The 23661-nt window shown below is 65.7% G+C and carries 22 protein-coding genes; 16 read left to right on the forward strand and 6 right to left on the reverse strand.

Annotation, left to right across the window (positions count from 1 at the left end):
- Positions 1-34: 34 nt before the first annotated feature.
- A complete protein-coding gene (locus tag J2S71_RS08855) occupies positions 35-217 on the reverse strand; it encodes an FmdB family zinc ribbon protein (RefSeq protein WP_021725897.1) in 183 nt (60 codons plus the stop codon).
- Positions 218-361: 144 nt separating this feature from the next.
- On the opposite strand from J2S71_RS08855, the gene J2S71_RS08860 reads away from it, so the two are divergent.
- Positions 362-1714: a thiamine diphosphokinase gene (locus J2S71_RS08860; protein ID WP_307390968.1), complete on the forward strand. Its 1353-nt coding sequence runs from the start codon at positions 362-364 to the stop codon at positions 1712-1714.
- Positions 1715-1860: 146 nt separating this feature from the next.
- Here the strand turns inward: J2S71_RS08860 and rpmB are convergent, their stop codons facing one another.
- Positions 1861-2061 (reverse strand): 50S ribosomal protein L28, encoded by a 201-nt coding sequence (rpmB, locus tag J2S71_RS08865; protein ID WP_307390971.1) that lies wholly within the window; start codon positions 2059-2061, stop codon positions 1861-1863.
- Positions 2062-2323: 262 nt separating this feature from the next.
- Between rpmB and J2S71_RS08870 the strand changes: the two genes are divergently transcribed.
- The 5 genes from J2S71_RS08870 to coaD all read left to right on the forward strand — a co-directional run bounded on the left by J2S71_RS08870 (position 2324) and on the right by coaD (position 7673).
- A complete protein-coding gene (locus tag J2S71_RS08870; protein WP_307390974.1) occupies positions 2324-2671 on the forward strand; it encodes an Asp23/Gls24 family envelope stress response protein in 348 nt (115 codons plus the stop codon).
- 77 nt (positions 2672-2748) lie between these two features.
- The gene (locus tag J2S71_RS08875) at positions 2749-4410 is read left to right on the forward strand and encodes a DAK2 domain-containing protein (RefSeq protein ID WP_307390977.1); all 1662 of its coding nucleotides are present in this window, start codon (positions 2749-2751) and stop codon (positions 4408-4410) included.
- Between the two features lie 17 nt (positions 4411-4427).
- Positions 4428-6587 carry an ATP-dependent DNA helicase RecG gene (gene recG, locus J2S71_RS08880; protein ID WP_307390980.1) on the forward strand — a complete coding sequence of 720 codons (2160 nt, stop codon included), beginning with the start codon at positions 4428-4430 and terminating at the stop codon, positions 6585-6587.
- 5 nt (positions 6588-6592) lie between these two features.
- Positions 6593-7168, forward strand: a complete 576-nt coding sequence (gene rsmD, locus J2S71_RS08885) for a 16S rRNA (guanine(966)-N(2))-methyltransferase RsmD (protein ID WP_307392455.1) — start codon at positions 6593-6595, stop codon at positions 7166-7168.
- Complete coding sequence (gene coaD, locus J2S71_RS08890) at positions 7161-7673, forward strand: pantetheine-phosphate adenylyltransferase (protein ID WP_307390983.1); 513 nt, start codon at positions 7161-7163, stop codon at positions 7671-7673. Before rsmD ends, coaD begins: the two co-directional genes overlap by 8 nt.
- A gap of 50 nt (positions 7674-7723) precedes the next feature.
- Here coaD and J2S71_RS08895 read toward each other — a convergent pair whose 3' ends face one another.
- Both J2S71_RS08895 and J2S71_RS08900 read right to left on the reverse strand, forming a co-directional pair.
- The gene (locus tag J2S71_RS08895; protein ID WP_021725795.1) at positions 7724-8713 is read right to left on the reverse strand and encodes an inorganic phosphate transporter; all 990 of its coding nucleotides are present in this window, start codon (positions 8711-8713) and stop codon (positions 7724-7726) included.
- Positions 8706-9332: a DUF47 domain-containing protein gene (locus J2S71_RS08900; protein WP_021725843.1), complete on the reverse strand. Its 627-nt coding sequence runs from the start codon at positions 9330-9332 to the stop codon at positions 8706-8708. The genes J2S71_RS08895 and J2S71_RS08900 overlap by 8 nt, the downstream gene beginning before the upstream one ends.
- A gap of 241 nt (positions 9333-9573) precedes the next feature.
- On the opposite strand from J2S71_RS08900, the gene J2S71_RS08905 reads away from it, so the two are divergent.
- The 9 genes from J2S71_RS08905 (at position 9574) to ffh (ending at position 18987) form a co-directional block, all read left to right on the forward strand.
- The gene (locus tag J2S71_RS08905) at positions 9574-10071 is read left to right on the forward strand and encodes a hypothetical protein (RefSeq protein ID WP_021725781.1); all 498 of its coding nucleotides are present in this window, start codon (positions 9574-9576) and stop codon (positions 10069-10071) included.
- A gap of 5 nt (positions 10072-10076) precedes the next feature.
- The gene (locus J2S71_RS08910; RefSeq protein WP_307390990.1) at positions 10077-10652 is read left to right on the forward strand and encodes a YceD family protein; all 576 of its coding nucleotides are present in this window, start codon (positions 10077-10079) and stop codon (positions 10650-10652) included.
- Between the two features lie 158 nt (positions 10653-10810).
- Positions 10811-10990, forward strand: a complete 180-nt coding sequence (gene rpmF / locus J2S71_RS08915; protein WP_021725761.1) for a 50S ribosomal protein L32 — start codon at positions 10811-10813, stop codon at positions 10988-10990.
- 103 nt (positions 10991-11093) lie between these two features.
- Positions 11094-12092: a phosphate acyltransferase PlsX gene (plsX, locus tag J2S71_RS08920; RefSeq protein ID WP_307390997.1), complete on the forward strand. Its 999-nt coding sequence runs from the start codon at positions 11094-11096 to the stop codon at positions 12090-12092.
- Between the two features lie 65 nt (positions 12093-12157).
- Entirely contained in the window at positions 12158-12397 is a 240-nt protein-coding gene (locus J2S71_RS08925) for an acyl carrier protein (RefSeq protein WP_307390999.1), read from the forward strand.
- A 7-nt stretch (positions 12398-12404) separates the two neighbouring features.
- Complete coding sequence (rnc, locus tag J2S71_RS08930) at positions 12405-13175, forward strand: ribonuclease III (RefSeq protein ID WP_307391003.1); 771 nt, start codon at positions 12405-12407, stop codon at positions 13173-13175.
- Positions 13157-16687, forward strand: a complete 3531-nt coding sequence (gene smc, locus J2S71_RS08935) for a chromosome segregation protein SMC (RefSeq protein WP_307391006.1) — start codon at positions 13157-13159, stop codon at positions 16685-16687. Before rnc ends, smc begins: the two co-directional genes overlap by 19 nt.
- Positions 16687-17592: a signal recognition particle-docking protein FtsY gene (gene ftsY / locus J2S71_RS08940; RefSeq protein WP_021725804.1), complete on the forward strand. Its 906-nt coding sequence runs from the start codon at positions 16687-16689 to the stop codon at positions 17590-17592. Before smc ends, ftsY begins: the two co-directional genes overlap by 1 nt.
- 3 nt (positions 17593-17595) lie before the next feature.
- A complete protein-coding gene (gene ffh / locus J2S71_RS08945) occupies positions 17596-18987 on the forward strand; it encodes a signal recognition particle protein (RefSeq protein WP_307391009.1) in 1392 nt (463 codons plus the stop codon).
- Between the two features lie 77 nt (positions 18988-19064).
- On the opposite strand, the gene J2S71_RS08950 is transcribed toward ffh, so the two are convergent.
- The gene (locus J2S71_RS08950; protein ID WP_307391012.1) at positions 19065-20621 is read right to left on the reverse strand and encodes a L,D-transpeptidase family protein; all 1557 of its coding nucleotides are present in this window, start codon (positions 20619-20621) and stop codon (positions 19065-19067) included.
- A gap of 101 nt (positions 20622-20722) precedes the next feature.
- On the opposite strand from J2S71_RS08950, the gene J2S71_RS08955 reads away from it, so the two are divergent.
- Positions 20723-21553 carry a TrmH family RNA methyltransferase gene (locus J2S71_RS08955; RefSeq protein ID WP_307391017.1) on the forward strand — a complete coding sequence of 277 codons (831 nt, stop codon included), beginning with the start codon at positions 20723-20725 and terminating at the stop codon, positions 21551-21553.
- Positions 21554-21618: 65 nt separating this feature from the next.
- Here the strand turns inward: J2S71_RS08955 and ftsH are convergent, their stop codons facing one another.
- Complete coding sequence (ftsH, locus tag J2S71_RS08960; protein ID WP_307391020.1) at positions 21619-23517, reverse strand: ATP-dependent zinc metalloprotease FtsH; 1899 nt, start codon at positions 23515-23517, stop codon at positions 21619-21621.
- Between the last annotated feature and the right edge of the window lie 144 nt (positions 23518-23661).

Genomic DNA, 23661 nt, shown 5'->3' on the forward strand with positions numbered 1-23661 from the left:
CCGAGGCTCTGCCGGTGCGGCTGCGCGCAGCCTGTCACTTGCTCTTCTGGTCGGTGTTGTAGAAGCCAGGGCCCGAGAGCACGATGTCGGAGGGCACGATCGTGAGCTCGGCCTCGTTCCCGCAGTCGGGACAGGTCGCCGTGGGATGTATGCCCATGGGCCTCTCGACCTCGAACCGCTTGCCGCACGTCGTGCACCGGTAGTCGTACAGAGCCATCGAACCAGTCTCCCTTGCCTGTCGCATCCGCCTGTTCCGTAGCCACTGTACCCGTTGTGCCTCGTGGGTGGGTGGTCGATGGCGCCCACCATGCTGCTATCATATTCGGCGTCCGAGAGATGACGAGGTCAAGGTGGTACTGCCGTGCGCATAGAGGGTGCGATATTCGATCTGGACGGGACCATCGTCGACTCCATGGGCGTGTGGCATGACGTCACCGTCGAACTGCTGCGGCAGGAGGGCGTCCCCGACGAGGAGGCCGTCTTTGACAGGACGGAGCCCGAGCCAGTGGAGATCATGTGCCGTCACTTCCACGACGTGTACGGGGCGCCCGATTCCGCCGAGGTGATGCAGGAGAGGCTGCTCGCCTGCGTGCGCGATGCCTACCGCACCTCCGTACACCTGTATCCGGAGTGCGAGCGCTTCCTGCGGGAGCTCGAGGCGGCGGGCGTGAGGCTCTGCGTCGCATCCGCCACAAGCGTCCCTGAGGTGACGGCTGCCCTTGTGGCCCAGGGCATCGATGACCTCTTTGAGTTCGTCATCAGTGCCGATGAGGTGGGGGTGGGCAAGGAGGAGCCGGACATCTACCTCGAGGCCTGCCGTCGCCTGGGGACGCCCCTGGGGGCGAGTTGGGTCTTTGAGGACTCGCCGGTCGGCCTTGCGTCCGCCCATGCGGCGGGCCTTCCCACGGTCTGCGTCTTCGACGACGGCGGCACCCGTAGCCTGGTGGCATCGTCCGCCCCTGCGGACATCCTCGTGCATGGGTATGGCGAGCTGTCACTGTCGCTGCTCGAGGACTACGAGAGGCCCGCTGCCAGGCCAAGGGGCGTCACGCGTGTGCTGGTGGTGGATGGGTCACCCCAGCCCAGCAGCCCCGAGCTCGTGCGGCGCCTGGCGGGGGAGAGCGACTACGTCATCGCCGTCGATCGCGGCGCGCAGACGCTGCGGGCGGCGGGGGGGACGCCCGATGCGTTCTGTGGCGATGCCGACTCCGTGGCGCCCGAGACGGGTGCGTGGGCGCGGAACGCCGCACGGCGCATCATCGAGTTTCCCAGGGACAAGTACGCGACCGACCTCGCCCTGTCCCTGGACTGCGCACGTCACGAGGCCGCACGACGGGGTACGGCGCTCATGCTCACGCTCACCTGTGCCTCGGGGGGTCGGCCCGACCACGCCCTGGCCGTGCTGGGGCAGCTTGCCTGCCTGGCGCGCGAGAGACATGCGTCCGTGAGGCTTGTGGAGGATGGCTTCGAGTGCCGCGTGCTGCGTGCGGGGGGATGCGACCGCTGGCGGCTGGATGCGACTGCGCGGGGCAGGACGCTCTCTGCCATTGCCCTGGAACCGGACAGCATGCTCTCGGAGCGGGGGCTCAAGTGGGAGCTTGACCAGCGGGAGCTGCCGCCTTTGGGCGATGAGGGCGTCTCGAACGTCGTGACCTCCGCTGCGGCCGAGGTCGTGTGCCATGCGGGCACGTTGGCGGTGTTCCTGCTCGCATAGCGGCATACGGATGCGGGAGAGCCGTGGACGCTCATGGAACCCGCAGGCTCTCCCCCGGTTCGCGTCCCTGCGAGCTGATGAGGTCTGCCAGACCCACCAAAAGGGGAGCCCGAAGGCTCCCCCGATCGAGCTATGGGGGAAGACGCCTACGCCTGCTGGGCGCTGCGGGCGACGGTGCCCTTCTTGAGGCAGCGGGTGCAGACGTTCCTCTTGACGGCGCGACCGTTCTCATACACGGTGACGCGCTGGATGTTAGGCTTGAACGTACGGTTGACGGTGCGGTGGGAGTGACTCACGGAACGACCGGCAACGGCGTGCTTGCCGCAGATATCACAGACCTTCGACATGTTACGACCTCCAAAGGGCGACGCGCGGGGCGCCCGCAATTTCCAAAGCTGCGCAACTATAGCACAGCCAGGGGGATCCTCGAATGCGCAACGCGAGTTGGTGTGTTGGTTTTGTAGGTAGGACGGCGGGCGGCGTGGCCTGCGGGGCGTCCGAGAGGGGCAAAGTCGACCTCTTCTCGCCGTGCCCTGCACATTGGTGGGCTATGATACATGGCGTATGTACCGGCTGAGCACGCTGTCAGCCCGGCGAGAGGAGAACTGTATGGCTCAGGACATTCCCGGAAGCCTCAAGGTATCCAACGACGTCATTGCCGATCTCGTGGGGTTCGCCGCCCTTGAATGCTATGGCGTCGTGGGCATGACGTTGGGAGACCAGGTGGAGGGCGCCTATCGCCTGCTTCCCACCTATCGCCTGCGCAAGGGCATCGACGTCTCCACGCAGGAGGGCAGGGTCGTGGTCGACCTGCATGTCATCGTGGTCTCTGGCGTCAACATAACCTCCGTGGCGGATAACCTCGTGAGCGCGGTGCAGTTTGTGCTTGCACGAATTGCCGAGCTCACGGATGTCGATGTGCGTGTCCATATCGAGGGCATGCGTTCCGTTAGCTAGCCGACGGGCTCTGCAGGGGCACAGAGCGTCCCTTGTCCGAGCAACACCACCCCAAGGAACCGAGGATCTCACCCATCATGATTGCTAACTCCATTCGCGCGTGCTTCCCCGCGGCGGCGCAGGTCGTGGCCGATAAGGCAGACGAGATCAACAAGCTCAACGTCTTTCCCGTGCCCGATGGCGACACGGGCACCAACATGTCACTCACGCTGGGCACCGTGGTGAAGGAGATTCAGTCCCTTCCCGAGGGCGCATCCATGGCCGCTGTGGCCAAGGCCATCACGCATGGGTCGCTCATGGGGGCGCGTGGCAACTCCGGCGTCATCACGAGCCAGATCCTGCGGGGCATCGCCGAGGGGCTCGTAGGCGCAAAGGGTCCCGATGCGACGGCGGCGGACATCGCCGCTGCGCTGCGCACGGGGGTGAAGGTCGCCTTCAAGGCCGTGCGCAAGCCGGTCGAGGGTACCATCCTCACCGTGCTCAAGGATGTCTCCGCCCGTGCCGATCAGATGGAGAAGGCCAAGGCGACGCCCGCCGAGGCGCTCGACGCCATCGTGACGGAGGCCTACGAGTCCGTCGCACGCACGCCCGACCTGCTGCCCGTCCTCAAGGAGAATGGCGTGGTGGACTCCGGCGCCTATGGCCTGGCGGTCTTCATCGAGGCCTTCGTGAACGCCTTCGAGGGCAAGTCCGGCGAGCTCACCGACTTCAAGACCACCGTAGAGGCGGGTGGCGCCAAGGCGCATGTGGCCGATGTGGTGGACATAGAGATCAATGACGATTGGGAGGGTTCGGAGTATCGCTACTGCACCGAGTTCCTCTTCCGTGCGGACAGCCCCCAGTTTGACGAGGAGGCTTGCCTCAAGTTCTTCACGACCATGGGCGACTGCGAGCTCTTGGTGGGCACCAATCCCGATTACAAGTGCCACGTGCACACCAACCGCCCCGACCGCGTGCTGCGCCACATGCTGCATCACGGCCAGGTCTACAACGTGTTCGTGCACAACATGGACATCGAGGCGCAGGAGCGCACGGAGTCCATCCGCGAGGACAAGGCATCCGATGGGCCCCAGAAGGAGCTGGGCTTCGTGGCCGTCGCCGCTGGTTCCGGCGAGGCGGACATCCTCACGTCGCTTGGTGTCGACGTCATCGTCTCCGGTGGCCAGACCATGAACCCCTCCACGGCGGACATCGTGGACGCCGTTCACAGGGCACATGCCAGGGCCGTCATCGTGTTGCCTGACAACGGCAACATCCGCATGGCGGCAGAGGCCGCCGTCTCCGCATGTGATGACGTTCGGGTGGGTGTGGTCCCCACCAAGACGGTGCCCCAGGGCTTTGCCGCCATGTTTGCGGCGGACGTGGAGGCGAGCCTGGAGGACAACATCGAGGCCATGGGCGAGGCCATCAAGGAGGTACGCGATGGCGAGGTGACCACGGCCGTGCGTGATTCCTCGGCGGTCGACGGCAGTCCCATCCACGTCGGTGATGTCATGGGCATCGAGGGTGGTGCCATCCAGGTCGTCGGCTCCGACGTGCAGCAGGTGACGCTCGACCTCATCAATCGCATGCAGGATGACGAGGAGGGTGACACCCTCACCATCCTCGCGGGCGCCGACATGGGCGACGAGGCCTTCTCCGTTCTGTTGGCCGCCATCGAGCAGGCGCAGCCCGACCTCGAGATCGACTCCCACCGTGGCGAGCAACCGCTGTACCCGGTGGTCTTCTCGATCGAGTAGGTCTGCGGGCACGTCCCGTGAGGCAGGGGCCAACCATATCCGAGGTCGCCGAGCGCCTGCATCGGACGACCTCGCTTGCACAGAGCTCGTCGATGCTCCGCTACGTGCGCGGCGCGCGCGCGGAGGCGCTTGGGCGCATGGGGCTCACGCGCGTGCGCGACGTGCTGCTCAATGTGCCCCATCGCTACCTGGACTTCTCCAGCGTCGTGGACATCGCCCATGCCGACGTGGGATCAAAGGCAACCATCGTCGCCACGGTCGATCGGGTCAAGCTCAAGCGTCCGCGGCCCCGCATGCAGGTCGTGGAGGTCTTCGTGCTTGACCAGACGGGGGTCATGCAGGTGACCTTCTTCCGTCAGCCGTGGATTGCCGACCAGCTCAAGCGGGGGGATCTCATCGCGCTCTCGGGCAAGGTCACGTTCTCCTATGGCTTCAAGGAGATGAGGGCGCCGTTCATGGAGTGTCTGGGTGGGGAGGACGATTCCTCCTCCTATGCGCGCATCCTCCCGGTGCATCCTACGACCGAGGGCGTGAGCGCCGCGTGGATGCGACGTATCGTCTCGGCGGCTGTCGCCGAGCACGCGGACGTGTGCGATGTCCTGCCCGCGCGCCTTGTGGCGCGCCGCCGCCTCATGACGCTCGCACGCGCCCTGCGCGAGGTGCATTTTCCCAGGACCATGGCCCTTAAGGACGAGGCCCGCCGTCGCCTCGCCTATGATGAGCTCGTCTGCCTGCAGCTGGCGCTCATGACGCGCCAGAGTCTGGAGCAGCGTGGCATCACGCCGACGAGCCATGTGACGGATGGCGCTCATGTGCGGGCGTTGCGCGCCGCCCTGCCCTTCGCGCTCACGGACGAGCAGCGCCAGGCGGAAGACGAGATCCTGGCGGACATGGCGGCCCCCCACCCCATGAACCGGCTCCTTTTGGGGGACGTGGGCACGGGCAAGACGGCCGTGGCCGCCGTGGCGCTCGCCGCCGCGGCCGACACCGGCTCCCAAGCTGCCATGATGGCTCCCACCTCGGTGCTGGCGGCACAGTATGCCGAACGTCTCGGCCCCCTGCTGGATGCGGCAGGCGTCACCTGGGCACTCGTGACGGGCTCGACGCCCGAGGGGAAGCGGGCGCGGATCGAGGTGGACATTGCCGCCGGGAGGACGAGCGTCGTCTTCGGCACCACGGCGATCCTCTCGGATGCGCTCGCGTTTGCGCGCCTGAGCCTCGTCGTCATCGACGAGCAGCATCGCTTTGGCGTTGACCAGCGAGCGGCCCTCAGGCACAAGGGCGCTGGCGCGGACCTTTTGGCCATGACGGCCACGCCCATCCCGCGCACGATGGCCCTCACGTTCTATGGCGACATGAGCTGCTCGCGCATCGTGCACCGACCCAACCCCGGCGCAGGCGTGAGCACCACCTGCATTGCCCCCGAGAACCTCGACCTTGCCTACGGCGCCATCCGCGAGGCGCACGAGCAGGGAAGACAGGCCTATGTGATCTGCCCCCTCGTCGATGACGACGATGACGGAACGGGGCTCGACGACGTCCCCACTGCGTCGCTCTCCCATGCGCGCACCCTTCACTCCGCCGTTGCCACCCAGCGGCAACTGAGACGTACGCTTGCGGGCCTGTGCGTGGGGCTGCTGCACGGACGGCTCCCCGCTGCGGACAAGGACGCCATCATGTGCGACTTCCGTGCGGGAGCGATAGACGTGCTGGTCTGCACGACCGTCGTCGAAGTGGGTGTGGACGTGCCCAATGCCACCGTCATGCTCGTGTTCGACGCCGATCGCTTTGGCCTGGCCACCCTGCACCAGCTGCGCGGCCGCGTGGGCAGGGGGAACCGGGCGGGGCGGGTGTTCCTCTCCTGTGCAGCCAGGCGGGACACGCCCGCCCGCAGGCGCCTTGCGGCACTCGAGGCGACGAGCGATGGCTTCGAGCTTGCGGAGCTCGACCTCAAGATCCGTCACGAGGGGGAGGTGCTGGGGTATCGCCAAAGTGGCGGCGTCTCGCTGCGTATCGCCGACCTTGCCGAGGATGGCGACCTCATCGCCTGGGCACACGAGGATGCCGCCGCCATCGTGGAGCATGACCCCACCCTGCGCGAGGATGAGCATGTGGCCCTCTCCCTTGAGGTGCAGGATCGCTTTGGCGCCTACTTCGAGGAGGTCGAGCGGACGTGATCAGGATGCGCATCGTGGGGGGCGCATGGCGTGGTCGGGCCATCGCGGCCCCCGAGGGCAGGCATACGCGCCCCACCACGGAGCGCATGCGCGAGTCGCTCGCCTCCATGGTACTCTCGGCCTGTGGACTCGACCTCTCGGGCCTGCGTGTCCTGGACGCCTTTGCGGGCTCGGGCGCCGTAGGCCTCGAGCTGCTCTCGCGCGGGGCCGCACGCTGCACCTTTGTGGAGCGCGATCGCAGGGCGGCCAACGTCGTGCGCTCGAACGCGCGCTCCCTCGGTGCGCTCGACGTCGCCACGATCGTCTGTGCGGACGTCACACGACTGGCGTCGGGGCCCATCGAGGGCGGTCCCTTTGCGCTTGTGGTGCTCGATCCGCCCTATGCCGTGGATGCGGATGTGGTCTCGCGGCTCGTGGGGGACCTCGTGCGGGCGGGCGCACTCACGGGGCGTGCCCTCGTGGCCTATGAGCACGAGGGCACGCGCCCGGGCCTCAGTCTGCCGGGGTTCTCGGTGCTGAGGGAACGGACGCATGGCATCACCGCCGTCACGCTGTTTCACAGGAAGGAAGCGCATGAGTGAGGAACTGATCGGTCATGTGGTGGTTCCGGGCACGTTTGATCCCGTGACGCTGGGGCACCTCGATGTCATCGCGCGCTCGAGGCGCATGTTTCCCAAGGTGACGGTTGCCGTTGCGGAATCGGTCGCCAAGCATGGCACGGGTACGGCCTTCTCGCTCGACGAGCGGGTGGGGCTCGTGCGTCGCTCCGTGCGCGAGGTGGGCATCGAGAGCGGCGTCCAGGTGATTCCCTTTGGTGGCCTGCTCGTGGACCTGTGCCGCACGCTCGATGTGGGCGGCGTGGTCAAGGGCCTGCGCGCCATGACCGACTTCGAGTACGAGCTTCAGCAGGCCGACCTCAACTATCACCTGGCGCCCGACATCGAGTCCATCTTCGTGATGAGCAACCCGAGATATGGGTATGTCTCGTCCTCCATCGTGCGCGAGCTGGCGTCCATGGGTGGCGACGTGTCCTTCCTCGTCACGGACTGCGTCCGCGAGACGCTCATGGCACACTATGGCAGATAGTGCAGGACCTAGGATGGACGAACGTGGTGGGCCCATCCATCGTGTCTGTCCTAGGCATGCAGGACGATGAATGCCACCGCGGCGCCGAGCAGCATGGTGGCGGGAAGCGTCACGAACCACGCCCGTACGATGCTCTTGGCGAGGCCCCAGTGGACCTTCTTGAAGCCCTTCGCCGCACCCGAGCCCATGACGGCCGTGGTCACCACCTGCGTGGTGGAGACAGGCGCGGCCAGCGCCGTCATGACCTGGATGGCGATGGCGCTCGACGTCTGAGAGACAAAGCCCATGACGGGCTCCAGCCTGGTGACGCCGCTGCCCACGGTCTTCATGATGCGCCGCCCACCGATGGCTGTGCCCAGGGCCATCGTAGTCGCGCAGAACACCTTTGCCCACAGGGGCACACCGGCTCCCCCGGGCAGCATGCCCACGCCGATGAGCGCCATCGTGATGATGCCCATCGTCTTCTGGGCGTCGTTGGAACCATGGCTGAAGGCCATGAACAGGCTCGAGACGATCTGCAGCTGGTGGAAGAGCGTGGTCGTATGGTGGCAGGTCCAGTTGGCGAAGAGCTCGAAGACGACCTTCATGAGGAAGAATCCCAGCACCAGACCGATAAGGGGCGAGGTGAAGAGGGGGATGACGACCTTCTCGAGGACGCCGTCCCACATCACGTGCTCCGTGGTGCCCGTGTAGATGATGGTCGCGCCGATGAGCGAGCCGATGAGGGCATGGCTCGAGCTTGAGGGGATGGAGAGCCACCAGGTGAGGAGATCCCACATGATGGCGCCGATGAGGGCGGCAAGAATGACCGAGAGGTCGAGGCTCACGTTCACCAGGCCATGTGCGATCGTCATGGCCACGCCCTCGTGCGTGAGGGCGCCCAGGAAGTTCATGGCGGCGCTCGCGAGGATGGCGACGCGGGGCGTGAGGGCCCTGGTGTAGACGGTGGTCGCGATGGCATTGGCCGTGTCGTGGAAGCCGTTGATGAACTCGAAGACGAGCGCCGTCAGCACGACACCGATAAGCAGTGCGTTAGGCATTTTTCAGCACCACATCGCTCACGATGGTGGACACGAGCTTGATGGCGTCTATGGTGTCCTCCATGTGGTTGAATATGGTGTTCCACTTGAGCAGGTGGGTGGCGGGGGCGTCATTCTCGTTGTACAGGCGGGCGATGGCATCGTGGTAGACATCGTCGGCCTGGTCCTCGATCTCGTGAATCCTGTGGGTCTGCTCCATCACGACGGGATCCCTCTTGAAGTTGGAGAGGTGCGCGAACATCTTTCGGAGCTCTGTGGTGCCCTGGTCGGTGAGGCGTGCGAGCTCGACGGCCTCAGGGCGCATGGACCCGACGTGGAAGATCTCGAGGCGGCGGGAGATGTTCTCCATGCCGTCCACCACGTCATCCATCTTGAGTGCGAGCTCGTTGATGTCCTCTCGGTCGAACGGGGTGATGAATGACTCATAGAGCCTGGTGAGCAGGTTGTGCACCTTGTCGTCACACTCGGTCTCGATGTCCTTCATGGCACGGATCCTCTCGACGCCATCGGGGTAGGATTCGAATATGTCAAGGTATGCCTTGCCGGATCGGTCGAGCTCGGCGCAGAGGTCCTCGAGCAGGGAGTAGAAGAGGTCTTCCTTCTTGCGTACGCGACTCATGGCAGTCCCTTCGTGTTGGGAACCTTGCTATCCGATGGCCCTTTGTTGCAACACGCATATAGTACGTCAAGGAAGATGATGGAAAGGCCAAATCGAGTCAGGAAGGTATCCAGTTGCGCTTTTTGGGTGCTCTTGGTGGGAGAGGGGCTCTCAACGCTATTCTGCTAGAATGCAGTGAAATGAGCACCGCCGTGCCGCGTGGCACGACTCTTGGGTCTTTGGAAGACGAAAGGAGCCCTGCATGCAGCCGGGTGAGGAAATCGAGAGCTTGCTCGATGAGCTCGAACAGGTCGTGAGTGAAGGCAAGACCCCCCTGACCGGCGGTGGCCAGAAGCGGATCGTCGATGCCCAGGAGATCTATGAGATCCTCGATGAGGTGCGCAGTCGCTTCCCCCAGGAGTTCGCCGATGCCCGTCGCATCGTCAAGGAGGAGGGCGAGACCCTCGAGCGTGCCCAGCAGCAGGCAGACTCCATCATTGCCGACGCCCAGCAGCAGGCCATGATTCTCGCCGGCGATCAGGAGGTCGTGCGCCTCGCCCAGCAGAAGGCGGATGACGTGCGCGACCAGGCTCAGCAGTATGAGCGTGACACCCGCTATAACGCGGAGGAATATGCCGACACCGTGCTCGCTCACCTGGAGGACAATCTCAAGTCGCTCACCAACTCCGTCACGCGCGTGCGCCAGACGCTCGACGAGAACGCTGGCTCCCGCAACGATTCCAACAACGTCCCCTGGTAGCAGGCGTGCGGCAGGTTCTCACGATCATAGATGACCGTCTCGCCGACGCAGGTGGCTGTGTGCCCCTTAAGGGGCACGGTGACGAGCACGCCTATGTGTTGGGTGAGAAGGAGTTCTCGCTTCCCGACGGATTCGACTTCGACCTCATGCTCACCAATGCGGGCGATGGCATCCTGGCGACGGGCATCGTGTGCGCCCATGTGCTGAGCACCTGTGACCGCTGCCTGGACGAGGCGTCATTCGACATCGCGGGCGAGGTGGACGAGTACTATCTCTTCAAGGCGCCCGATGATGGTGTCGAGCTGGGCGATGACGAGGATGAGGTGGACTTCTCCCTGGTGGGGGATGACCATACCATCGACCTCACGGATGCCCTCGCCTCCGCCATCCTCATGGAGACGCCCTTTGTGGTGCTGTGTCATGAGGGCTGCAAGGGGCTGTGTCCCATCTGTGGAGCCAACCTCAACCACACCGATTGTGGCCACGCTGCCCAGGTGGAGGCACGGCGCGAACGGGAGCGGATGGAATCGAGCCCCTTTGCGGCGCTCAGGGACCTCAGGCTGGAGGGGGAGGATACGTAGTGCCTGCCGCCCGTACGTGTTCCCTTCTCGTGTATTTGCGTGAAGATTGGGGTCTCGATGGCCCGACCCAGGACGCGTGGTATAGTTATCGCCTGTGTGTTTGATGGAATGATCGCCCGTATCCGCAGGGGCGTGCATGAGGGTAAGAGAGGTACAAGATGGCAGTTCCCAAGCAGAAGAAGGGCCGCGGCGCCACGCACACGCGCCGCTCCGCCAACGGCACGCTCGCCGCATCGGCACGCTCCGTGTGCCCTCGGTGCGGAGCACCCAAGCTTCCGCACCATGTGTGCCCCAGCTGCGGCTATTACAAGGATCGTGAGGTCGTTGTCACCGAGTAGCCCCAACAGCGTATGAGGCCTGGGGGACCGGCTCCGTTGGGGGTCGGTCTCCCTTTGTGTTTGGACGACCCGGGCTCGAGCCAGAAGGGTGGGGATGATCCGCATGAGTTGCATTTGTGTCGATGCCATGGGCGGCGACGAGAGGCCCGAGGTGGTGCTCGCCGGCATCGAGGCCGCCCTTGCCGAAAGCGACGATCTGAGCGTTCTGGTGGTGGGCGACGAGGACGTGGTCGTACCCTTCTGTGCCCACCACGAGCGGACCCGTGCGCTGGTGAGCACCGAGGTCATCGCCATGGACGAGCATCCCACCAACGCCGTGCGCTCCAAGAGGGACTCCAGCATCGTGCGGGGCCTGGCGGCCGTGCACACGGGCGAGGCGGACGGCTTCTTCTCCGCTGGCTCGACGGGTGCCATCTTTGCTGCGGCCAGTCTGGGTGTCGGTCGCACCAAGGGCGTCAAGCGTGCGTGCATCGCCACGGCCGTGCCGGGCATCATGGGCAGGAGCACCGTGTTTCTGGACATGGGCGCCAACGCTGACGTGCGCCCGGACATGATGGTGCAGTTTGCCCATATGGGACGTGCCTATGCGCGCACCGTTTTGGGTGTGGGCGACCCCACGGTTGCCCTGCTCTCCAATGGTGCAGAGGAGACCAAGGGCTCCCAGGCCGCCCTTGCCGAGCACGAGGCGCTCGCCGCCGCCTCCGGCGACGCCGGCTGGTTCGTTGGCAACTGCGAGGGCACGGACCTGCTTGCCGGCCGCTTTGACGTCATCGTGACGGACGGCTTCTCGGGCAACATCGCCCTCAAGTCCGTGGAGGGCTGTGCCAAGTTCATCGTGAGTCAGCTCAGGGAGATCGCCGCATCCTCCCCGCGCTACGCCACAGGCGCCTGGCTGCTCAAGCCCGGCCTCAAGGGGCTCGTCTCCAAGCTCTCGGGTGACCAGTATGGTGGGGCCATGCTGTTGGGCCTCAAGGCGCCCGTGCTCATTGGCCATGGCGCCACGTCCCCCAAGGCCGTCAAGAACGGCGTCCTGGCCACCCAGAGGGCCTGCGCCGCCAAGCTCGTGGAGCGTCTCGCCGCCGAGGTGCAGGCGGAGCCGTAACGCGTCAATTGCTACAATCAGAGGGATGGGATTTGTCCTGGAGGACGAGATGGGAGATGGTGTGCATGTCCCATGAGGAGCTGCTCGACAGGGTGCTCGACCTGGTGGCAGACGAGCTGGAGTGCGATCGCTCGGAGCTTACGACCGCGACCGAGTTCAAGGAGCTGGGCGCCGACTCCTTCGACCTGCTTGAGCTGGTGACCACCTTCGAGGAGGAGTTTGGCACACGGCTGGGCGACGGGGATCTCACAGGCATCGCCACCATCGGGGATGCGGTCGTGGCCATCGAGCGTTCACAGGGGTAGGGCATACATGAAGATAGCCGCGCACATCACGGCCGTAGAGAAGATCGTGGGCCATACGTTCTCCAATCGCGAGCTCCTGGAGCACGCCCTCACCCACCCCTCCGCCGTGGAGGGCCGGTCCGTCTCGGCCTCCTACGAGCGCCTCGAGTTCCTCGGTGACTCCATCCTCGGTGCCATCATCGCCACCGAGGTGTTCGAGCGCTTCCCCACCATGGACGAGGGCGAGCTCACGCGTCTCAAGATCTCGCTCGTGTCGGGCAAGACCCTGAGCGAGGTCGCCCAGGACCTCGGCATAGGCGAGCACATCATCCTGGGTGAGTCGGAGCGGGGCACGGGTGCCCGTGGGATGCACTCCGCGCTCGAGAACGTCTACGAGTCCATCGTGGGGGCGCTCTACCTCGACGGGGGCTATGAGGCGGCGCACAGGTTCGTCATGCGCACGCTCGCAGCGCGCATCACCCCCACGCTGGCCAGGCGCCCCGTCTCGCCCAAGTCGCGCCTGCAGGAGGTCACGCAGCGCGACGCCCACTGCGCTCCCGAGTATCGCCTGGTGGGCGAGGAGGGTCCGGCGCACAGCCCCACGTTCACGTCCGTGGTGCTCGTGGATGGGAGGCGCATGGGCAGGGGCTCCGGGTCCTCCAAGAAGGAGGCCGAGACCGAGGCCGCGTGCGACGCGCTCGAGCGCCTCGCTGCCGAGGGGCCCTTGGCAGCCACGGACGCTGACGCGGACGCGTCTCGGGCTAGGATGCGGGGGATGCGTTGTATCTCAAGTCGCTGACGCTCAAGGGCTTCAAGTCGTTTGCCGATCGCACGGTCATGTCATTCGATTCCGGTCTCAACGTGGTGGTGGGTCCCAACGGCTCGGGCAAGTCCAACATCTCCGATGCCATCCTGTGGGTCCTGGGGGAGCAGAGCGCCAAGATGCTGCGCGGACAGGCCATGGAGGACGTCATCTTCTCGGGCTCCTCGGGCCGCTCTGCCGTCGCCCTCGCCGAGGTCACGCTCACGCTCGACAACGCCGACCACATCATTCCCATCGACTTCGCCGAGATCGCCATCACGCGCAGGATGTATCGCTCGGGCGAGTCCGAGTACCTCATCAACGGCTCGCCGAGCCGCCTGCGTGACATCACGGACATCCTGCACGACTCCGGTCTCGGCAAGGACACCCACTCCATCATCAGCCAGGGCAAGCTCGACTCCATCCTGGCCAGCCGCCCCGAGGAGCGCCGGGAGCTCATCGAGGAGGCGGCCGGCATCTCCAAGCACCGCCGCCGCAAGGAGCGCTCCGAGCGCAAGCTCAAGGCCATGCATGACAACCTCCTGCGCGCCAAGGACATCGAGCGTGAGATACACCGCCAGCTGAGGCCCCTGGAGCGCCAGGTGGACAAGGCCAAGCGCCAGCGTGCCGTCTCCGACGAGCTCGATCGGCTCGCACGCATCCTTGCGGTGGACGACCTGCGTCGCCTCCAGGAGCACTACGGCGTGCTGGAGGAGCGCGCACGCGAGGCCGACGCCGCCATAGAGCTCGCGCAGTTCCGCCTGGACGAGAGGACGGCGGACCTCAACAGGTATCAGGCCCTCCTCGAGGAGAAGGGCATCTTCGTGGGGGATCTCGGCGAGCAGCGCCGTCGCCTCTCCGACCAGCTGGGCCGCATGGACTCGGACATGCGCCTCTTGGAGGAGAAGGGCAAGAACATGCTCTCCCGCCTCTCGGACCTCAGGATGAGCCTCTCCAACATGGAGCGCACGCGTCGCGCCACACGGCAGGAGCACGAACGCGTGGGTACGGAGCTTGAGGAGGCCAAGGGCGAGGACGGGGAGCTGCGCCGACAGGTCGAGGAGCTGGAGCCCAAGGTCCGTGCGGCAACGGAGCGCCGCCGTACGCTGGGGGGCCACCTCTCGCGCCTGACGGACGAGCAGCGCAGGCTGCAGCGCACGGCCGACCAGGAGACCCTGGCCTATGCCAAGCTCCAGGACCAGATCTCCAATGCCGAGGTCGAGGACCGCATGTTCGAGAGCCGTCTCGCCCAGATAGAGGACGGCGAGCGCACGACCCGAGAGGCGCTCGAGGCCCGCGCGGCCGATCGCGAGCGCCTGGGGCGCGAGCTTGAGGTCGCACGGACGTCAGCGGAACGTGCGCACGAGGGCATACGACGCCTGCAGGGGAAGCTGACGGGATGTCGCGCACGGCAGGATGCGGCACGCGAGTCGCTCGCGCGTGCCCGGGCGACGCTCTTGGCCCTCAAGGCCATGGACGAGCAGGCAGAGGGTGCCAACAGGCTGGCGGCGCGCCTCGCCAAGGATAGCCCCGAGCTGGTCTCGGCACGCGTCGCGGACCTGATCGACGTACCAGAGGGGCTGGATGCCACCGTCGAGGCGCTTCTTGGCTCCGATGTGGGCGCGCTCGTGTCTCCCACTGCGAAGGGCGTCCATGCGCTCGTTCACGCCGCGCTGTCCTCACACGAGCGCGGCCGTGCGACCGTCGTCTCCCAGGAGGTTATGGGGGCGGCTGGGTCCAAGGGTGCGGGGGAGTCGCTCGTGGGGCTCCTGGGCGCCCGTGAGGGCGATGACAGCCTCGTCTCCTCGCTCTTCGCGGGGGTGCGCCTGGTGGGCACCGTGGGCGAGGCCCTTGCGGCACATGCCCGTGAGCCTCAGGCCACCTACGCCACCCGCGATGGCGTGGTGGTGTGGCCGGACGGCCGTACGAGCGTGGGCTTCGCAAGCGGCGTTGAGCAGGGCATGCTCGAGCGGAAGCGTCGCATCCGCCGCATGACCAAGGGCATGGCCGCGCTTGAGGCGGCGCTCAGGGCGGCCAGCGAGGAGCTTGCTCGCAGCGAGCGCGAGCTCTCCGAGGCGCGCGACGCACACGCTGGGGCGCAGGGGGAGGTGGCACGCCTCACGGGCGAGGTCTCCTCGGCGACGTCCGAGGTCACGCGCCTGAGGGCCCAGATAGACCAGGCGGCGTTCGAGCGTGCCCAGGTGGAGGGCAGCCGCGTTGCCGCAGGGGAGCGGATGGCGCAGGCCCGCCATGACATTGCGGGGCACAAGGCTGCGGCCGACGAGGCGGCGCACAGGGCGGAGGCGTTGTCGGACGAGCTGGAGCGTGTCTCCCGCGAGCGCTCTGAGGCGTCACGGGAGGAGGGCTCCCTCGAGTCCAAGCTCTCGGACGCCAAGCTCAAGCTAGCCACCGTGTCGGAGCGCAGGAGTCACCTCGTCCGGCGCGAGGAGGAGCTCGCACGCCAGCTCGAGCAGGCCGACCGTCGCATCGACGAGGCCGTGAGCTCCGCCGGTGCCCTGGACGTGCTGCGCCTGCGCATCGATCCGCTGCATAGGCGCTACGAGGGCGTGCGCGAGCGGGCACTGGCATGGGCGGCGCGCCTCAAGGACCGTGCGTCGCTCGCCGAGGCGGACTCCGATTCCCTCAAGAGGACCATCGGCGACGCCCGTGCGGCGGTCGATGCCGCCTCCCAGGAGCTGGAGCGTGCGCGTGGCCAGGCGAGCGAGGTCAAGGTGGCCAAGGGACGCCTTGAGGTGCAGGTTGAGAACGCCATCACCAAGATCACCGACACGGGTGCCATCCTCGAGGAGGCCCTTGGGCTCCCCGCCCCCGATGACCGTGACGCCATGGTGCGCGACGTGGAGCGCCTGGAGGCGGAGCTCGCCGACATCGGCCCCGTCAACGAGGTGGCCATGAGCGAGTACGACCGGCTCAGGCGACGCGCCGACTTCATCGGCGGGCAAGTGGAGGACCTCGAGCGTGCCCGCGCCTCCCTCAAAAGGATCATCACGGCCATCGAGCGCAAGATGCGCAGGCGGTTCGTGGTGGTGTTCGACAAGGTCAACGCCAACTTCTCGGAGATATTCTCGCTCCTGTTCCCCGGTGGTACCGCCCGTCTCGAGCTCCTTGACCCCGACCACCTCGACGAGACGGGCATCGAGATCCAGGCGCAGCCACGCGGCAAGCGGATCCAGAAGATGACGCTCATGAGCGGTGGCGAGAAGTCGCTGACGGCGCTTGCCCTGCTCTTTGCCGTGTATCGGACACGTACGGTGCCGTTCTACGTGTTCGATGAGGTGGAGGCGGCGCTCGACGACTCCAACCTCTCCAAGCTCCTCGATGCCATCGAGGAGCTCAAGAAGACGACGCAGCTCGTCGTGATCTCCCACCAGAGGCGCACGATGGAGCAGGCCGATGTCCTGTATGGTGTGTCCATGCAGGCGGATGGCGTAAGCCACGTGGTGAGCCAGCGGCTCGATCACGCGACGGGAAGGGTGGTTGATGCCTGATGGGTCTTGGTGACAGGCTGCGGGCGGGTCTCTCCCGCTCGCGCGAGGCGCTCTCGGAGATCTTCTATATGGGTGGCGAGGTCGACGAGGACTTCTGGGAGGACCTCGAGGATCGTCTGGTGATGGGTGACATGGGCGCGGAGGTTGCCTTCCAGGTGGGCAACGACCTGCGCGAGCAGGCCGCCCGCGAGAGCCTGCGCACGGCACCACAGCTCAAGCGCGCCCTGGCGCAGCGCCTGGCACAGGTCTTTCCCGCCTGCGAGCGGGACCCCTTCGAGGACACGCCCTCCTGCGTGCTCTTCGTGGGCATCAATGGTGCCGGCAAGACGACGACGGTGGGCAAGCTTGCCCATGTCGCGCGTGGCGAGGGCAAGCGCTGCCTCATCGGGGGTGCGGACACCTTCCGCGCTGCGGCGATCGAGCAGCTCGAGGTATGGGGGGAGCGCTCCGGCGTGCCCGTCGTCACCCGTGAGCGCGGGGCCGACCCCGCGAGCGTGTGCTATGACGCCTGCGAGCGCGCGGAGCGCGAGGGTGCGGACCTCGTGCTCGTGGATACAGCGGGGCGCCTGCATACGAGTCCCGAGCTCATGCGCGAGCTTGCCAAGGTGGTCGGCGTCACGCGCAGGCGCTCCACCATGCCGGTCTCGGTGGTGCTGGTCATCGATGCCAATACGGGGCAGAATGGCCTTGCTCAGGCCAAGGAGTTCAACGGGGCCCTCGATGTGGATGGCCTCATCGTGACCAAGCTCGACGGTACCGCCAAGGGGGGCATCGTGGTCGCCATCGCACACAACATGGGCCTGCCCATCTACCGCATTGGCGTGGGTGAGGGCCTGGAGGACCTCCAGTCCTTCGATGCGCGCGCCTTCTGCGGTGCGCTCGTGGGCGTGGACGAAGGGAAGTAGCGCATGTTCGACAGTCTCTCAGACCGCCTCCAAGCGACGTTCGACTCCCTCAGGGGCAAGGGGCGCCTCACGGAGGACGACATCAACCATGCCATGCGTGAGATCCGCCTGGCCCTGCTTGAGGCGGACGTCAACTACCGTGTGGTCAAGGCGTTCGTGGCCACCTGCAAGGAGCGGTGCATGACCGCCGAGGTCCTGGACTCCCTCTCTCCGGCACAGAACGTGGTCGCCATCGTGCTCGACCAGCTGACGGAGCTCCTCGGCACGAGCGATTCCGGCCTCGTCCTCGCACAGAACCGCATCCCCAACGTCATCATGCTCGTGGGCCTGCAGGGCTCGGGCAAGACGACGGCGGCGGCCAAGCTTGCCTACCTGCTCAAGAAGCAGGGAAGGAGCCCGCTTCTGGCCGCCTGCGACACGCATCGTCCCGCCGCCGCCGACCAGCTCGCCACGCTTGGCGGCGAGATCGGCGTTGCCGTCTATCGTGGCGACGGCACGGATTCCGTCAAGGTTGCGCAGGGCGCCATACAGGAGGCCGTCGATCACCTCAACGACATCGTGATCGTGGACACGGCCGGCCGCCTTCAGGTGGATGAGGAGATGATGCGGGAGGCCGTCGACATCAAGCAGGCGGTCAAGCCCGATCAGATCCTCATGGTCGTGGATGCGATGGGCGGCCAGGACGTGGTCAACGTGGTCACGGAGTTCGCCAGGCGGGTGGACTTCGACGGCGTCGTCATGTCCAAGCTCGACGGCGACGCGCGGGGTGGCGGCGCGCTTTCCGTACGCAAGGTCACCGGCAAGCCCATCAAGTTCGTCTCGATGGGCGAGAAGCCCGACTCGCTGGAGCCCTTCCATCCCGACCGTATGGCCAAGCGCATCCTGGGTATGGGTGATGTCTATGGCATCATCGAGCAGGCCCAGAAGATGGCGGCCGACGAGAGGCAGGCCGCCGACGCCGAGCGCATGCTGCGCGAGGGATTCGACATGAACGACTACCTCTCCCAGCTCCAGCAGGTGCGCAAGATGGGTGGCGTCAAGAAGATGGTCGGCATGCTGCCTGGTGGCGATCGCATCATGCGCCAGGCCGGCGGCACCATGGACGAGTCCCAGCTCGGCCGCATCGAGGCCATCATCCGCTCCATGACGGCGGAGGAGCGCCTCAGGCCCAAGCTGATCAATGGCCAGCGCCGTCGCCGCATCGCGGCGGGCTCCGGTCGCACCGTGCAGGAGGTCAACCTGCTCCTCAAGCAGTGGGGCGAGATGAACAAGATGATGGGCAAGATGCGACAGATGATGGGCTCGCCCTCCAAGCAGTCCATGCGTCAGATGCGCACCATGATGCGCAACCTCGGCATGGGCGGGGGCATGTCAGGCGGAAGGATGCCCTTCTAGCAACTGCGTGCAGGCGGGATGCGGTCAGAGGGTCCTGCGAGGCGCTGTCTCGCAGGACCCTTCCCGTGCCCCTCGTGCTACTTGTGCACCACCACGACATCACCCACCTGCGCGAGGCCGTAGAGGGCTTTGGCCTTCTCGGAGGGAAGGTTGATGCAGCCGTGGCTTCCGTTGGACTGATAGATGGAGCCGCCGAACCTGCCGCGCCACCACGCGTCGTGGAAGGCCACCAGGTTGTCCACGAAGGGCAGCCAATAGGTGACGGGGGTCTTGTAATCCGGGTCGCCATCGTGATTCTCATCCAGGCCGATGAGCGTCTGGTTCATGGCCTTGTTGTTGATGAAGTAGACGCCCTCGGGGGTCCCATGGCCCCTGGTGGAGTTGCCCGAGACGATGTCCGTCTCCCACACGAGGCTGCCCGACTCGTCGTACATGCGGGCGTGCTGCTCGGCGAGGTCGACGTCGATATAGCGCTTGCCCCAGTCGGCGCCGCCGGGGTTGACCGTGGACGCCGTCTGTTTCCAGGGGATGTCTATCGATGCCGCCGTGCCCGCCTTGATGTTGGCGGAGATGCTCGAGGCCAGTTCGTTGCCGTTGACGTTCCAGCCATAGGTGCCACCGCTGACCGAGACCTGCTTGCCATAGGGGGTGGTGTACGTACGACTTGCGCCCACGCTGTCCTCCTTCTTGGAGAAGTCGTTCTGTGCCCAGTTGGCAACCTTGGTGTCATTGAGGGAGGGGGTCATGTCGTTGGCAAAGTCGATCCACTGGGAGATGAGGTCGGGGCCAACGGTATCGACCGTCGATCCGTTGGTGGTGAGGGTCTGGGTGGCTGCGAGCATGCCGTTCGCCGTCTGCTGGGCATTCGTGAGGACCTCGTCACCCGAGACGATGGCGGGCTTGACAAGGGACTCCTGACCCAGCTCGAGCGTCTCGGCATAGCCGGACAGGGCAGAGGAGATCTCAGCGAAGACGGCATCGGGGTCAACGGCGGTCCCATACTGCTCCACCTGGATCTGGTAGGTCTGCGAGCCGGAATCATAGGCGAGCGTTGCACTCTTGGGCTGGGTGGCATTGGCGTTGACGCCCGCCACCGCCGAGGCGATGGCGCTCTTGAGCATGTCCGCATCAAAGGTGGGCGCGTAGTCTGCCTCGAGGTCCTCGGGCTGAAAGATGCTCACGGGCCACGCCCAGGCGGAGCGTTGGGCGAGTGCCGCCTCGAGCGAATCGTCATAGCTATAGACGAGGTTGATGTCCGCCCTCTTGATGCTCATGGCAACGCCATCCCCCGAGACGGTGAGGGTATAGCCTGCGCTGCTGGTGTTGTACTCCTGCGAGACGGCGGCAGGCGTCCTGAGGGACACGTCGCGGCCGTTTATGGTGGTTCCAGGCAGATAGATGTTCGACCATACCGCAACACCCACAAGATAGAGGGCGGCGATGATGCCGAGCGCGATGGCCCACCCCTTGGCGGTGCGATGGCGCTTCTCCCCCTTGCCCTCCGGATCGATGGGAGGCGTCTCTGCGGACTCGGTGGGGGTACGGAAATGTGCAGCACCATGCCTGACAGTCTCGGTCCGTCCGATGACATCGAATGGCTGCTGCAGGTCGTCGTGTTGTGGTGTGTCAGCCAAGGGTCTGTCCCCATTCACTCTCAAGCTTTTGTTATGCCCTGTTTCAGTAGCTTATTATTTTAGCCAGTAAGCCGTCTGTGACGGTGTCGAGGGGGTGTTTTATGGCAATTTCACGTATCGAACGTGCAAGCGACGAGCGCGTTGCCCATTACGATGCCTTCAGCGATCGCAAGCTGCGCTGCTTGGGCGATCCCCCTGCCGCGACCATGATCCTTGAGAGCCTCAATGTCATAGAGGCCGCGGTGGGACAGGGCGTCGTCCTGCGCTCCGTGTTGGTGGACGAGCGCCACCTCGAGACGCTGCTCGAGCGTATCCCCGTGCTTGCCACGGACGAGACGCCCGTCTATGTGGCCAACCGTGCGACGCTGAGCGCCATCTCGGGCTTCCGTGTGTCCCGCGGGTACTTTGCCGAGGCCCAGCGCTCCCGTCCGCATGACTTCTGGCAGCTTGCCCCTGGCGCGCGCCGTCTCGTGGTGCTTGAGGCGCTCACGGACGTCACCAACGTTGGGGCCCTGTTCCGCTCCGCGTCCGCCCTGGGTGCCGATGGCGTGGTGCTGGCACCGATGTGCGCGGACCCCCTCAATCGCAGGTCCATCCGCGTTTCCATGGGAACGGTCTTTCAGGTTCCATGGTGTGTTGCGCCGACGCCATGGCCCGCGGTCGCACTGAACGCCCTCGGGCAGTGGGGTTACCTGCGTGCTGGCATGGCCCTCGTGGACGGGGCGCTCAGGCTCGATGACCCCACGCTCAAGAGGCATGAGCGGCTTGCGCTGCTTTTCGGTGGCGAGGGGTGGGGCCTCTCGGCGAAGGCTCTGGCCGCCTGCGACTGCCCTGTGGCGATACCCATGGCGCATGGCGTGGACTCCCTCAACGTCGCTGCCTCGTCCGCCGTGGCACTGTGGGAGCTCTTCGCGCGCGGGGATGTCCGGTGAGTGAGCACAGGGGGCCACAGCCATGATGCTGCGCCGGTGCCCGTGCCGGGTCATGGGCACCGGCGCTAGGTGGCGGGTGCGGGGATGACGGGCGCAAATCCATCGTCGCGCTTGAGGATGCGCATGAACTCCTCGCCCGTTATGGTCTCCTTCTTCTGGAGGTAGTGGGCGATCTCGTGCAGCTTGAAGCGGTTGTCGCGCAGCGTCCTGAGGGCCGTCTCATGGCCCTCCTCCACAAGCGCCTTGACTTCCTCGTCCACATCGCGCGCGGTGCCCTCGGAGCAGGTGAGCTCGGTGTCGCCGCCCAGGTAGCGGTTGCGCTGCTCGCCCAGCGCCATCATGCCGTACTTCTCGGACATGCCCAGCTGGGTGACCATGGCATGGGCGATCTTGGTCGCCTTCTCGATGTCGTTGGCGGCGCCGGAGGTTATCTGGCCGAATATGAGCTCCTCTGCCGCCCGTCCGCCGCAGAGCACCGCAATCTGCTGCTTGTACTCCTCGCGCGTGGTGAGGTAGCGCTCGCTCTCCTCGGTCTGCATGGTGAAGCCCAAGGCTCCCGAGGTACGCGGCACGATCGTGATCTTGGAGACGGGCATGTGGCCGTCCTGCACGGCGGCGACGATGGCGTGGCCGGTCTCGTGGTAGGCCACGACCTCCTTCTCGTGCTCGGAGAGCACGGTGGACTTCTTCTTTTCGCCGGCGATGACCACATCCACGGACTCCTCGATGTCCGTTTGGGTCACACAGGCACGCCCCATGCGCACGGCGCGTAGGGCCGCCTCGTTTATCATGTTGGCGAGGTCGGCGCCTGAGGCACCAGGGGTCTGGCGGGCGACGACGCCAAAGTCCACGCCGGGCTCCATCCTCACATCGTTCGCGTGCAGCTTGAGAATGGCCTCACGACCTGCGAGGTCGGGAAGCTCCACGGGGATGCGACGGTCGAAGCGGCCGGGACGCAGGAGTGCCGGGTCGAGGGAGTCGGGCCGGTTCGTGGCGGCCAAAACCACGATGCCCTTGTGGTTGTCAAAGCCGTCCATCTCGGCGAGCAGCTGGTTTAAGGTCTGCTCGCGCTCGTCGTTGGTGTTGAGGCCCGTGTCGCGCCTCTTGCCGACGGTGTCTATCTCGTCGATGAACACGATGCAGGGGGCCTTCTCCTTGGCCTGCTTGAAGAGGTCGCGCACCTTGGCGGCACCACGGCCCACGAACATCTCCACGAACTCGGAGCCCGAGATGGAGAAGAAGGGGACCTTGGCCTCGCCGGCGACGGCCTTGGCCATGAGGGTCTTGCCCGTGCCCGGGGGACCTACGAGCAGGGCTCCCCTGGGACAGCGGGCGCCGATGGCATTGTACTTGTCGGGATGCTCGAGGAAGCTCACGATCTCCTCGAGCGACTCCTTGGCCTCATCCTGGCCCGCCACATCACTGAACGTGATGCCGGTCTCCTCGCCCTTGACCTCCTTGGCGCCGGAGCGTCCCAGGCCGCCCGAGCCGAAGCCCAGGCCACCCCCAAAGTTCATGGAGGGGGTGTCATCGCCCATGGCCTTCTTGAGCCTGCGATTGAGCAGCCAGCCGCCACCGAAGATGAGGATGAGGGGCAGGAGGTTGATGAGCAGGTAGAGCCACAGGTTGGAGCTCTGATCGGGAATCTCGGCGTTCATCTCGACGTTGTGGGCCTCGAGCCTCCTCACCAGGTCGGTATCGTTGGGCCAGGCGGTGGTGCGGAACTCCTGCGAATCCGCCCCCTCTCCCGTGGTGTAGGTGAGCTGGCTGTTGCTGGTGTCCAGGTGCACCTGCTTGACCTTGTTGTTGTTGATGTCGTCCACCAGCTGGCTGTAGCTCACGTCCTTGATCTGCGTTGCCATGATGCTTGGGTAGGCATAGGCACGCAGGGCGATGAGAGTGACGATGGCAATGATGACGTACATGATCATCGATTGGTGCTTCTTGCGGTTATCCATCTCCATGACGGAGGCTCCTCTTCTGTCGACGTGACGACACCCGCCACGCTGCAATGCCACTAAGATACCCCACCTAGAACGATTCTTTACATGATGAATCGGAGTCACGCGTCTTCTATCATCACCGTCCACCACGTTTTCCACAGGGTG

Origin of the sequence: Olsenella profusa DSM 13989 (assembly GCF_030811115.1) — a bacterium.
Classification (GTDB): domain Bacteria; phylum Actinomycetota; class Coriobacteriia; order Coriobacteriales; family Atopobiaceae; genus Olsenella_F; species Olsenella_F profusa.